Here is a 12,051-nt window from a genome sequence, read left to right on the forward strand (position 1 = left end):
GTTTACCATTTGTCACAATAAAAAGATGGTTACATCACTTCCAGGAAATTGTCGGCAACAAAATCAGCCTCAGTTGCAAGCTGTGGAGATACACTGCCAGCAAAAGCATCTGGAATGAGTAGATAATAATGGATGAAAATAAACAGATAAACAACACAAGCCAGCAATTGGGTGAACCAACAGAGGTAAAGCAAGCAATGAAAAGTGACTCCCCAGCCCAAATTAATTTCAATGAACCTGGCAGCGAGGTTACTGAGCAAGTGGCAGCCCAAACTAACGCACCGGGGGATACGGCTACTCTCAATCCAGAAAATAGCGTCGCCGCAACTGAGAAAACTGAAGTGGAAACAGCAGCTTTGGCAGAACTGACTCAACAAATCGAGTCTCTCAAAACGCAACTAGAAGAGCGTAGTACTCAATATATGCGGATTGCCGCTGATTTTGAGAATTACCGAAAACGCACTAGCAAAGAAAAAGAAGAGCTAGAGGCGCTGATGAAGCGGAACACGATTCTGGAATTGCTGCCAGTAGTCGATAATTTTGAGCGGGCGCGATCGCACCTCAAACCGCAATCTGATGCCGAAATGACAATGCACAAAAGTTACCAAGGCGTTTACAAACAATTAGTAGATAGCCTAAAGCGCTTAGGTGTATCACCGATGCGTCCTGAAGGTGAAGAATTTGATCCTAACCTTCATGAAGCAGTAATGCGGGAACCTACGGATGAACATCCTGAAGGAAGAGTGTTAGAAGAGTTAGTGCGCGGATATTACTTGGGCGATCGCGTGCTGCGCCATGCAATGGTCAAAGTCGCTGCTCCAAAAGAAGATACACCTTCTATGGAGTCAGATCAGTCGAGTTAAGCCTTCAGTTAAGCTGTAGTCGCTCGCCTCGCTGACCAAAAGTGCCTGGTTTTAGCCGGGGCGAGCATCGCGTACCTAAAACTTGGACAAGGCTTTGGATAACTTTCTGTATTTCAACTTCTCTCTTGCTACCAGCAACAGAAGTTCCACAGATGTAATCCGCTAGCCTTGGTTCCTAGCAAAAAAGTTAGTCCGCGACAAATTACCGCAGAAAGACTCCGTAAAAATACTGTTAATTATGGGAAAAGTTATTGGGATCGACTTAGGCACTACTAACAGTTGCGTCGCAGTTTTAGAAGGCGGTCAACCACTTGTGATCGCCAGTTCTGAAGGTGGACGAACTACTCCAAGTATTGTGGGATTTGGCAAAGGTGGCGATCGCTTGGTTGGTCAACTGGCAAAGCGCCAAGCCGTAACCAATGCCGAAAACACCATCTACAGTATTAAACGATTCATCGGGCGACGTTGGGAAGACACTGAAACAGAACGCGATCGCGTTCCCTACAACTGTATCAAAGGTCGAGATGATACTGTTGATGTTCAAATTCGCTCAAAAAATTACACGCCACAAGAACTATCTGCCATGATCCTGCAAAAGCTTAAGCAGGATGCGGAAAACTTTTTGGGTGAGGAGGTCACTCAGGCAGTGATCACAGTACCCGCATATTTTACAGATGCCCAAAGGCAAGCAACTAAAGATGCAGGCACCATCGCCGGATTAGAAGTTCTGCGAATCATCAATGAGCCAACAGCTGCGGCTTTAGCTTTCGGATTGGAAAAGCAAGACCAAGAGCAGCTAATTTTAGTATTCGACTTGGGAGGCGGCACCTTCGATGTATCTATCCTGCAACTTGGAGATGGCGTTTTTGAAGTTAAGGCGACTTGTGGTAATAACCACTTAGGTGGAGACGACTTTGATAATGCGATCGTGCGTTGGATGATGGAACGCTTCCAGCAAGAGGAAAAAATCGACATTTCCAAAGATAAGATGGCACTGCAACGCCTGCGGGAAGCAGCAGAAAAGGCAAAAATTGAACTCTCCAGCATGGTGAATACCTCCATTAACTTGCCGTTTATCACCGCCGATGACACTGGCCCCAAGCATCTGGAGATGGAACTTAGCCGATCTAAATTTGAAGAACTCGCAGGTAAATTAATTGAAGCGACCATCGAACCAATGATCCAAGCGCTCAAAGATGCGGATCTCAAACCAGAAGTTATAGATCGGATTATTTTGGTAGGTGGTTCTACCCGCATTCCCGCAGTCCAAAACGCGCTGATTAAGTTTTTCAACGGCAAAGCCCCCGATCGCTCTATCAACCCTGACGAAGCTGTAGCATTGGGAGCGGCTATCCAAGCAGGTGTATTGGGTGGCGAAGTCGATAATCTCTTGCTTTTAGATGTCACCCCTCTATCCTTGGGAATTGAAACCTTGGGTGAAGTATTCACCAAAATCATTGAACGCAACACCACAATTCCCACAAGTAGGTCACAAGTTTTTTCCACAGCAGTTGATGGGCAAATCTCGGTGGAAATTCACATCCTCCAAGGAGAACGAGCAATGGCACGAGATAACAAGAGTCTCGGCAAGTTTTTGCTAGCAGGAATTCCCCCATCGCCCCGGGGTGTACCTCAAATCGAAGTATCCTTTGAAATCGATGTCAACGGCATCCTGAAGGTTTCTGCCCAAGACAAAGGTACAGGTAGAGAACAGAGTATTCGGATTACCAATACAGGTGGTTTAAGTACCAACGAAGTCGAACGGATGCGCCAAGAAGCCGAACTGTTTGGCGAAGAAGATAAAAGACGTAAAGAACTGGTTGAACTCAGAAACCAAGCAGATCATCTGTTGTTCAGTTACGAATCCACCATCAAGGATAATAGCAACTTTATCGGCGATCAAATGAAAACCTTGGCCAGTGAAAAAGTTTCACAACTCCAAGCTGCAATGATTGACTCCAGTATCTCCACAGTAGAATTTAAGCAGCGCTTAGACGACTTCCAACAAACCCTGTTTGCAATTGGTGCTGATGTGTACAACCGAGCTAACAGCCAAAGTAATGAGATTGAGGAGGCTTCAGCTAGTCTGTTGACCCCAGAAATGGATTCACCAGTAAATGGCACACCAGTACCACAATTCAATTTTGATTTTGACGAAGAAAGTACCGCGCAGGCTGATTATGAGGCGATAGATTAGGAATTGGGCATGGGGCATGGGGCATGGGGCATGGGGAAGAAAATTGTTCAATAATTCTCCTTTGTCCCCTTGCTCTCTCACCTCCTCAATCCCGAAAGTTGAGATTTTTGTTAAGAGACTTTAATATATCTAAATATAATGATTATAAATTTAGCGAAGTTTCACAAGACCCCAGCGGTTTGCTAGATTGTAGAAGCAAATTACTATGGGTTAGATGGTGTACTAATTCAAATGCGATCCAAAGCATATGGGTGGTTTTCCACACCTAATGGTACGGCTAGCCCCTCTGGTTGATGGACAGGGTTTTCCTCTCCTACGTAGCACAATTGTAAAAGAGACAGCCAACTCGGCAGTCAGAAGTCCGAGCAGAGGATTCCCTTATTCCTAACTTGACTTGTGTAGCTTTTGTCGTCTCCTACGAGGAAAGCACTATTGCTCAAGATTTATCGGTGATTTTTGTGGAAGGTAAAGGGTAAAATCAATTATTAACAAAAATTAATTTTTACCTTCTGCCTGGACTTTGGCAAGCTGCTCTCTCAAGGACATTGCGTTGCTCTTCTAGAGTTATGGGCAAAACACCTTCCCGTAGGGTAGCAAGTGTCCATTGTCCGTAAAGTCTACTGCCCTCAGCTTTCTTCCTTCTAACTTTTACCTTTGCTATATGGCCCGCGACTATTATGAAACTCTGGGTGTCTCTCGTGACACCGACAAAGAAGAAATCAAACAAGCCTATCGCCGTTTAGCCCGGAAGTATCACCCAGATGTGAACAAAGAACCGGGGGCGGAAGAGCGCTTTAAAGAAATTAACCGCGCTTATGAGGTACTCTCAGAACCAGAAACCCGCGCTCGTTACGATCGCTTTGGTCCAGAGGGTGTGTCAGGTGCTGGCGCGGGCTTCCAAGATGCTGGCGATATGGGTGGTTTTGCCGATATCTTTGAAAGCATTTTTAGTGGCTTTGCTGGCGGTATGGGTAGTCCCACGCAACAAAGACGGCGCAGTGGGCCTGCGCGGGGTGATGACCTGCGCCTAGACCTGAAGTTAGACTTTCGGGAAGCAGTATTTGGCGGTGAAAAAGAAATTCGCATTTCGCATCTAGAAAATTGTGAAGTCTGTAGCGGTTCTGGTGCTAAACCTGGAACCCGCCCTCGGACTTGTGCGACTTGTAGCGGATCGGGTCAAGTCCGCCGTGTCACCAGAACACCTTTTGGCAGTTTCACCCAAGTCTCGACTTGTCCCACTTGTAACGCTACAGGGATGGTAATTGAAGATAAATGTGATGCGTGTGATGGTAAGGGCGCAAATCAAGTAACGAAGAAACTCAAAATTACCATTCCAGCTGGGGTGGATAATGGTACACGCTTGCGAATTTCTAATGAAGGGGATGCTGGTCAACGTAATGGCCCGGCTGGCGATTTGTACGTTTACTTGTTTGTAAATGAGGATGAGGAATTCCAACGAGATGGCATCAATATTCTTTCAGAAATCAAAGTTAGCTACCTGCAAGCGATTTTAGGTTGTCGTTTGGAGGTAGATACGGTGGATGGGCTAGTGGAATTGATCATTCCAGCTGGAACCCAGCCGAATACAGTGATGAAGTTGGAAAATCGCGGCGTACCCCGGTTAGGAAATCCCGTAAGTCGGGGGGATCATATGCTGACGATGCTAATTGATATTCCCAACAAAATAACCCCAGAGGAGAGGGAACTGTTGGAGAAGCTAGCTAAAATTAAAGGAGATCGCACTGGTAAAGGTGGTCTAGAAGGATTTTTAGGAAATCTGTTTAAGTAATGAAGCCCTCTTCTGTTTCAACTCCCGATGCTCAACTTGATTTGCGCGGCACTCCTTGCCCAATCAATTTTGTGCGGACAAAACTACTTCTAGAGAAAATGCCATTGGGAGGTTTACTAGAAGTCTGGCTAGACCCAGGTGAGCCGATTGAGCAGGTTCCCGATAGTCTGACAATGGCAGGTTATCAGGTGGAACAAATTACAGATTACACTAGTTATTTTTCTCTGTTAGTGCGCCGTCCAGTTGCTGAATGACAGGGAAAAATTTTGTTGCCACTGGACAGTTATTGGGTACGGTGGTGGCTGTACAGGCTAATTTTTACCGAGTACAGCTAGATGAAGAGGATGGGGAGCAGAGGAGCAGGGGAGCAGAGGAGAAACTGGATTTAAACGCCCCTCTGCCCCGCCTGCTCCTCTGTACCCGGCGAACACGTCTGAAAAAAATCGGGCAACAGGTGATGGTAGGCGATCGCGTCGTGGTAGAAGAGCCAGATTGGGCTGGAGGACGGGGAGCGATCGCTGAGGTTTTCCCCCGCCAAAGTGAGTTAGATCGTCCGGCGATCGCCAATGTCAACCAAATCCTCTTGGTATTTGCCGTTGCCGATCCACCTTTAGAACCTTATCAGCTGAGTCGGTTTTTGATAAAGGCTGAGTCTACTGGCTTAGATGTACTTTTATGCTTGAATAAAAGTGATTTAATTTCACCGCAGTCACAGCAAAAAATTAGCGATCGCTTGCTTGGTTGGGGTTATCAACCAATATTTATCAGTGTCAAAGATGGCATAAATACTGACCAAGCTGCCAAGTATTTGAGCAATAAAATTACTGTAATTGCTGGGCCTTCCGGCGTGGGCAAATCTAGCTTGATAAATTCGCTGATTGACTCTGCCAAACTGCGAGTCGGAGAAGTTTCTGGTAAACTAGCTCGTGGTCGTCATACCACTCGCCATATAGAATTATTTAAATTGCCTAGCGGTGGAATGCTTGCAGACACTCCGGGTTTTAATCAGCCGGACATGGATTGTATCCCAGAAGAATTAATCCATTATTTCCCAGAAGCAAGAGAGCGGTTAGTAGTTGCTAGCTGTCGGTTTAGTGATTGCGTGCATCGAGACGAGCCTGAATGTGCGGTGCGGGGAGATTGGGAACGATATGAACATTATTTAGAATTTTTGAACGCTGCGATCGCTCATGAAATTCAGCTGCATCAACAAGCTGATCCAGAATCCAGCTTGAAGTTAAAAAGCAAAAGCAAAGGCAAAGGGCACAGTCAATACGAACCCAAGCTAGAAAGTAAGAAGTATCGCCGGATTTCCCGAAAGACTCAGTTACAGGATTTGCAAGAGTTATATCGGGATGAAGAATAAAGAGGGCGATTGCACTTCTATGCAAAGGTTTGTCACGATAGCATAGATACAAACAGAAAAACTATCTTGTATGTCTCAGCCCCTTGCCACCACCCCTAGTTTACAAGATGTCACTAATAGTATAATTTTCCCACCAGGCGACATTTATAGTGACGAACCCCCGTTGGAATCTGATCTGCACCGAGAACAAATTGATTTACTGATCCGCCTGATTAAATGGTGGTGGCGCGATCGTCAGGATTTTTATGCTACCGGCAACCTGACTATCTATTTCAGTACGGCAGTCGCCCCAACGGGGGGAACCCCCGCACAGCGCTGCCTCCCCAACCAGAAAAAATCAGAGGAATTTCGAGGACCTGATTTCTTTGTCGTTTTAGATACAGAAAAAAAAGACCGCAAAAGCTGGGTTGTGTGGCAAGAAAATGGTAAATATCCCAATGTAATTATTGAGATGTTATCTGATTCTACTGCCTCGGTTGATAAAGGTTTGAAAAAGCAGATATACCAGAATACATTTCGCACTCCTGATTACTTCTGGTTTGATCCAAGTAATTTAGAATTACAGGGATTTCACATAGTTGATGGGCAATATCAAGAACTTGCTCCCACTGAGTTGGGTTGGTTGTGGAGTCAGCAGTTAGATATGTATTTAGGAGTTGAGTCTCGTAAATTACGCTTTTTTACCCCAGATGGGCATCTGGTAATATTGCCAGAAGAAGAAGCAAACCAACAGTTGCAACAAGCAAACCAACAGTTAGAGCAAACAAATCAACAGTTACAGCAAGCAAATCAACAACTAGAACAAGAACGCCAACGGGCTGAAAAATTAGCAGAACGCTTACGATTCGCAGGTATTGACCCTGAGCAAATATTCTGAAAATAGAATTTTCTCTTTAAACTAGGTATGGAAAAATAGTGCTATGAACCAAACAATATCTGATCAAGTTCATTGGACAACCTCAGACTTAGAATTACTCACAACTGACGAATGGAAGCGCTATGAAATTATTGACGGACAACTATTTGTGACTACAGCGCCTCACTGGAGACATCAAGGGACTGCGGGTAATATATGCTTAGAGTTACAAATTTGGTCACGCTCGAGTGGGCTGGGGGAAACCCGTCAAACTCCCGGCATAATTTTTACAGATGCCGATAATGTCATACCGGATGTAGTTTGGATTAGTCATGAGCGTTTAGCACTATTGCTAGATGACGAAGGGCATTTGAGAGGAGCGCCAGAACTGATTGCAGAAGTGCTTTCTCCTGGGACAACCAACGAACGTCGAGACCGAGAAGCCAAGCTGAAACTATACTCATCCACAGGAGTTCAAGAATATTGGATTGCAAATTGGCAATTACAACAGCTAGAAGTTTATCGTAGAGAAGCTGCTCAATTAAAACTGATCGCAACCTTGCTGGCTGATGACGAAATTACATCACCACTATTACCAGGTTTTGGCGTTCGAGTTCAGCGTTTTTTTGGATAATTCTGGCGTAGGTGTAGCCCAACCTAGGCATCGCTCTTCAAACTCAACTTCACCAACAAGCCGATCCCGAATCCACCTTGAAGTTAAAAAGCAAAGGCAAAGGGCAGAGTCAATACGAACCCAAACATCTCCAGAAATTAATTATGCTTTACCTGAAATCCTTGTAGAGACGCGAAATTGTACTTCGTCTCGCTAACGTGTCTCTACATTCTTTTTCACGAGATGTCTACCATACTCTACTTGTCCTTCTCTGACTCCAGTAAATGTGTCGCCTTGCTACCCAACAGCCCAAAAATACAACCAATTCCCATCTGCCAAGTAGCACGACTATCTTCAAGGTTACGAACTTGATACTCAGACAGATTGGGTTTTGAAGCTAACCACATTGACGTTCCGCCAGAAAGCATAGTGATAGATAGGACGGTGCCAAACACTAGTAAGAAAGCGGGAGAGAGTTTTATATTATTCATGATTAGTGCCTGAGTGGTATTTTTACTCTGTATCTTCATAGTTACGCTAAATTCATGCAATCCAGTCCACTTAATGATTTTTCTATGATTATCTTATGTCCAAGTTTTGAACGTGCGCTAGAATAAGCAAAAATCCTGCAACCGTAGTATGGCAAAGAAAAGGTTCACGGTTAAGGCAAGTATTCAGGGTATTAAAATAGCTGAAAACGCTCTACTGCGGCTTAATTATGGAACGAAAACAGAGTTTGTAGATGCCAAACGTCTAGCACGATCAAGCGTTACAAATTTCTTTAATTTAAAGCCAATACAGTTGCATACATTTAAGAATATTTGTGAGAATCTAAAACTAGATTATCAAAAAATTATTGACCTTTCCGATGATGGATTGGAGACTGAAAATACTTCTCCTTCGCCAAGAATTGACAGCCATCCTCAAACACCAACATCTGAAGAAAGCGTGCAAAATGCCAATTACAATCCACCAGATTGCATTCGTCTAAAAATACAAGAAAAATTTTCACCATCAAGTATTATTGTAGAGCGTTCTAATTATATCGAACAAATAGTTAATCGCCTTTTAAATGCTCAAGGAGAACAGTCGAACAATATTATTGCTTTATGGGGACCTGGAGGCTGTGGAAAAACAGTTTTAGCTTTGATGGCCTGTTGCCTACCTGAAGTTATGGCACATTTTCAAGGAGGTATTTTTTGGGTAGATTTAGAAGAAGGAGAAGACATTGTAGAAGGCATGAAAACTTTATACAAACAGTCAATAGGCTCAGAACCTATATTTAATACAGCAGCCGATATAGCAACTATTTTTTTAAATAAATGGAAGAATGAGCATGAGCCTCGACTGATTGTGTTAGATAATTTACAGACATATAAACCACTGGAACAGTTTCTTAGTAGCAGGTATCAATATTGTAGTTGGTTGATAACTACAAGAAATTTAAAAAGTTTCGCTAAACAAAGTTCTGTCGAAGCTATACAAATAGACACGCTGCAATTTGACGAAGCCACACTGCTGTTGTATGAGGATCTAAAGAAGCTAAAGAAAGGAGATAAGATTGATTCTGAAAAATTAGAAGAGCTAGTTTCTCAACTTTATGAATGGCCTCTGTTGTTTAATTTTGTCAAAGAAGAAATCTACTTTAAAATTAAGTGCGGAAATAAATTGGACAATGCCATACACGACATACTTGAAGACATTAAAGAAAATGATTGGAATTTCTATTGGGATAGAATTTCTGAAAACTTTGAAATTAGTATAAAATGTTTAACTGAAGTAGAAAGAAAGCGTCTTGAAGAGTTAGTTGTTTTTCCAACAAATATTCCTATTCCTCTGTCAGTTATAGCAAAACTATGGAATTTAAAAATAACACTTACTATACAGTTGTGTGAGCATCTATACAGTTTATCTCTCTTACAGAGATATGATGCTAATAGGAAAACAATATACATGAATAACATTCTGCGTCAGTATTTGCTTCAGAATGAGGAAATTAGGGAAAGACGTTCTAAAATACATAAGAAACTGTTGGGAGCTTATGAGAACTTTAATACCACAAAAACTATTCTTAGTAATCTGCCAGACGAAGATTCTGAAGAGGAAATTTACTTTAAAAGATTTTATCAATATCACTTGAAACTCTCTGCTCAGAAGATGCCTGAACCTGATGATAAATCACCACTTCCTGAAATTGCAAAGGAAATATTCAAAACAGAGCTAGAGATGCTTTGGGAAGAGTATAATTTGAGGATCGCTAAGTTAAAGGCTCTAAGGAAAAGGCGGATCATTGAAACAGACGCTAACGAGAAGTTTAAGTTGGAGATACAGGTGAAAGAGGAAGAGGAAGAAATCGAAAAGTTGAAACATAAGTTATAGAAATTCAGAAAGTTTTAGGAGATAGTTAAATCTCTTCTACTTCTCGAATATTCCTTTAATTCTCTTCAGTAATTTCTATCTGGTACTTATCTGCTGGTTTAAAATAACTCCATATCTCAATTAAGTAATTGCCTTTTTTTGGAACAAATCCATCTGTAATTTTCCTGCCAGTATGTAGCGTTTCAAGATTATCATGTTGATAATCTTGACATGGAAAAATTTTTCCTTCTAGAGATCTAATTAAAATTACTGGATCTGAATCTGAGTTTGTTGCTTTGATGGTGATTACAATTGGTTTGATAAAATCATTTTCTATGATAAGTGGATACTGATTATCTTGATTTCCATAAGCCTTCTCAATGATAGGTTTTCTATTTCTATAGTCAGCATTAACATAACATTTTAATGTCTTTGATGCATGACCAGGATGAACAATTGCAACCCTTCTTTTAAAACCAGGACTGAGAGAGAATCTAGCAGTTGTGTTAGGAGTAATATGATCAACACCGGCAGCTACTATAGAAATTCCAGCGCAGGCAAAACAAGGGATAATAAATTTTGTGATATTACTCATAATATTTACTGCCACATAATGTTGACAGGTAACTTATCTAATTTCGCCAAGGATATTACAGAGTATCGGTTCTAAAACTATGACTACATCGTCGTGGACAAGTAATTGTTCCACTTTGCCCATTGGATACTCTAATTTGTACCTCGCATGAAAGACATCTAATGACTATTATTGCTCAAACTTTTGTTGTATTTGGATCAGCAGTAATTACAGTCTGGGTACTAGCTATAGCTAGAAAAGGAATACCCAAACCAAGGAGTAGATTTACTACTAGCCAGATATAGAAATAGACTGGTTTTTGCCAACCAAAAATATTAATGCTTGTATCTCCTACAGGTATCCATTGTAAAGAAAAATCACCAAAAAGATGAGCACTGCTTCCAACAGATAAACCAATAGAAATATCTCGTATGAAGTGAAATATAAAACTTAAGAACCATTGTTTCCTAGCGAAGTAACGCTCACTGAGTCTAGATATAATTAGGAGAGCGAGTGGTAATATAACAGAACTAAATAACCAACTACGGTGTTGTAAAAAACCTAATTTTATCCACAGCGACAGTGGAATATCCCAATCAGGCAAGGCATAGTATATTAATTGGTTAGCAGTAAATGAAAGTGGGGGTAAGAAAAAGAATCCACTTGCTCCCCAGCAAAGTGCCAAGATGAACACGATAGGATTGATGCGCGAAATTCCTATCCCAGTATAGTGTTCACACAATTCCCAAAAACAATATCCACTGATCAGACCTAAAAATAAGTAGCTAGCATTTTTGATGGTATCAAGTATACCGAGTTCCTCTAAGAATTCCATATCATTAATGAATGATGTAATAATAATACAAGTGGTGAAAAGGATACTTTTTCCCTTAAGTAAATATTTAGAAACTGCTTCTGAAGCGCTGTGAGTATAATTCTTAGATGATATTACCATTGGTCTTAGGTGAGGAAGTGTCCTGCACGAACACTTGCGGTTATATTCTCTGGCTGGCAACACTTCCTCAGCATTAGAAACAATACGATTAAGGTTACGGTTTTGGCTTTCATCACGAGTGGGACAAGCCTTGGCTCAACCTTTCACCTTCCGCAGTGATGCGCGGTTGCTTCTGTGAATCTATCTGTCGCAATCATTTTTCAAATTGGTATTACGATCCCCATAAAGTCTTAAAATATTGTTGATTTCTGCCCAACCTCTCGACCTTCAACTTATAAGTATCACCCCAAAATCACTATGGCTATCGGCTACGTCGCGCTTGTACTCCACGCACATCTGCCCTTCGTTCGTCACCCGGAAAGTGACTACGTGCTGGAGGAAGAATGGCTCTATGAAGCCATCACAGAAACTTACATCCCCTTATTGAAAGTATTTGAAGGCTTAAAGCGAGACGGTATCGACTTTAAAATCACGATGAGT

Annotated in this window: 11 protein-coding genes and 1 pseudogene; 9 read left to right on the plus strand and 3 right to left on the minus strand. The window is 42.1% G+C overall.

The annotated features are described in order from the left end of the window. The first annotated feature begins 125 nt into the window (after positions 1-125). The 7 genes from grpE (at position 126) to ACEW80_RS08625 (ending at position 7,705) form a co-directional block, all read left to right on the plus strand. Positions 126-863: a nucleotide exchange factor GrpE gene (gene grpE, locus ACEW80_RS08595; protein ID WP_373526202.1), complete on the plus strand. Its 738-nt coding sequence runs from the start codon at positions 126-128 to the stop codon at positions 861-863. 238 nt (positions 864-1,101) lie between these two features. After that, positions 1,102-3,060 carry a molecular chaperone DnaK gene (gene dnaK / locus ACEW80_RS08600; protein ID WP_373526188.1) on the plus strand — a complete coding sequence of 653 codons (1,959 nt, stop codon included), beginning with the start codon at positions 1,102-1,104 and terminating at the stop codon, positions 3,058-3,060. A 661-nt stretch (positions 3,061-3,721) separates the two neighbouring features. Next, positions 3,722-4,849: a molecular chaperone DnaJ gene (dnaJ, locus tag ACEW80_RS08605; RefSeq protein WP_373526189.1), complete on the plus strand. Its 1,128-nt coding sequence runs from the start codon at positions 3,722-3,724 to the stop codon at positions 4,847-4,849. Next, positions 4,849-5,103: a sulfurtransferase TusA family protein gene (locus ACEW80_RS08610; protein ID WP_373526190.1), complete on the plus strand. Its 255-nt coding sequence runs from the start codon at positions 4,849-4,851 to the stop codon at positions 5,101-5,103. The genes dnaJ and ACEW80_RS08610 overlap by 1 nt, the downstream gene beginning before the upstream one ends. Further along, positions 5,100-6,215 (plus strand): small ribosomal subunit biogenesis GTPase RsgA, encoded by a 1,116-nt coding sequence (gene rsgA, locus ACEW80_RS08615; RefSeq protein WP_373526191.1) that lies wholly within the window; start codon positions 5,100-5,102, stop codon positions 6,213-6,215. The genes ACEW80_RS08610 and rsgA overlap by 4 nt, the downstream gene beginning before the upstream one ends. 70 nt (positions 6,216-6,285) lie before the next feature. Beyond that, a complete protein-coding gene (locus tag ACEW80_RS08620) occupies positions 6,286-7,092 on the plus strand; it encodes a Uma2 family endonuclease (RefSeq protein WP_373526192.1) in 807 nt (268 codons plus the stop codon). 43 nt (positions 7,093-7,135) lie between these two features. Further along, positions 7,136-7,705 (plus strand): Uma2 family endonuclease, encoded by a 570-nt coding sequence (locus ACEW80_RS08625; protein WP_373526193.1) that lies wholly within the window; start codon positions 7,136-7,138, stop codon positions 7,703-7,705. 236 nt (positions 7,706-7,941) lie between these two features. On the opposite strand, the gene ACEW80_RS08630 is transcribed toward ACEW80_RS08625, so the two are convergent. Then, the gene (locus ACEW80_RS08630) at positions 7,942-8,175 is read right to left on the minus strand and encodes a hypothetical protein (RefSeq protein ID WP_373526194.1); all 234 of its coding nucleotides are present in this window, start codon (positions 8,173-8,175) and stop codon (positions 7,942-7,944) included. A 148-nt stretch (positions 8,176-8,323) separates the two neighbouring features. Here ACEW80_RS08630 and ACEW80_RS08635 point away from each other — a divergent pair, with 148 nt between their 5' ends. After that, positions 8,324-10,063 carry an NB-ARC domain-containing protein gene (locus tag ACEW80_RS08635; RefSeq protein ID WP_373526195.1) on the plus strand — a complete coding sequence of 580 codons (1,740 nt, stop codon included), beginning with the start codon at positions 8,324-8,326 and terminating at the stop codon, positions 10,061-10,063. Positions 10,064-10,118: 55 nt separating this feature from the next. Here the strand turns inward: ACEW80_RS08635 and ACEW80_RS08640 are convergent, their stop codons facing one another. Continuing rightward, complete coding sequence (locus ACEW80_RS08640; protein WP_373526196.1) at positions 10,119-10,637, minus strand: hypothetical protein; 519 nt, start codon at positions 10,635-10,637, stop codon at positions 10,119-10,121. 175 nt (positions 10,638-10,812) lie between these two features. Continuing rightward, positions 10,813-11,571, minus strand: a complete 759-nt coding sequence (locus tag ACEW80_RS08645; protein WP_373526197.1) for a hypothetical protein — start codon at positions 11,569-11,571, stop codon at positions 10,813-10,815. Positions 11,572-11,868: 297 nt separating this feature from the next. On the opposite strand from ACEW80_RS08645, the pseudogene ACEW80_RS08650 reads away from it, so the two are divergent. Beyond that, a pseudogene (locus tag ACEW80_RS08650) lies at positions 11,869-12,051 on the plus strand (DUF1957 domain-containing protein); the annotation flags it as partial.

Source organism: Nostoc sp. (assembly GCF_041747015.1).
In the GTDB taxonomy this organism is placed as follows: Bacteria; Cyanobacteriota; Cyanobacteriia; order Cyanobacteriales; family Nostocaceae; genus Nostoc.

Excerpts from the sequence above, each read along its gene's own strand:
- ACEW80_RS08620 (WP_373526192.1), top strand. The coding sequence starts at position 6,286 with ATGTCTCAGCCCCTTGCCACCACCCCTAGTTTACAAGATGTCACTAAT.
- ACEW80_RS08635 (WP_373526195.1), top strand. The coding sequence starts at position 8,324 with ATGGCAAAGAAAAGGTTCACGGTTAAGGCAAGTATTCAGGGTATTAAA.
- dnaK (WP_373526188.1), top strand. The coding sequence starts at position 1,102 with ATGGGAAAAGTTATTGGGATCGACTTAGGCACTACTAACAGTTGCGTC.
- ACEW80_RS08625 (WP_373526193.1), top strand. The coding sequence starts at position 7,136 with ATGAACCAAACAATATCTGATCAAGTTCATTGGACAACCTCAGACTTA.
- ACEW80_RS08610 (WP_373526190.1), top strand. The coding sequence starts at position 4,849 with ATGAAGCCCTCTTCTGTTTCAACTCCCGATGCTCAACTTGATTTGCGC.
- ACEW80_RS08640 (WP_373526196.1), bottom strand. The coding sequence starts at position 10,637 with ATGAGTAATATCACAAAATTTATTATCCCTTGTTTTGCCTGCGCTGGA.
- ACEW80_RS08630 (WP_373526194.1), bottom strand. The coding sequence starts at position 8,175 with ATGAATAATATAAAACTCTCTCCCGCTTTCTTACTAGTGTTTGGCACC.
- rsgA (WP_373526191.1), top strand. The coding sequence starts at position 5,100 with ATGACAGGGAAAAATTTTGTTGCCACTGGACAGTTATTGGGTACGGTG.
- ACEW80_RS08645 (WP_373526197.1), bottom strand. The coding sequence starts at position 11,571 with ATGGTAATATCATCTAAGAATTATACTCACAGCGCTTCAGAAGCAGTT.
- dnaJ (WP_373526189.1), top strand. The coding sequence starts at position 3,722 with ATGGCCCGCGACTATTATGAAACTCTGGGTGTCTCTCGTGACACCGAC.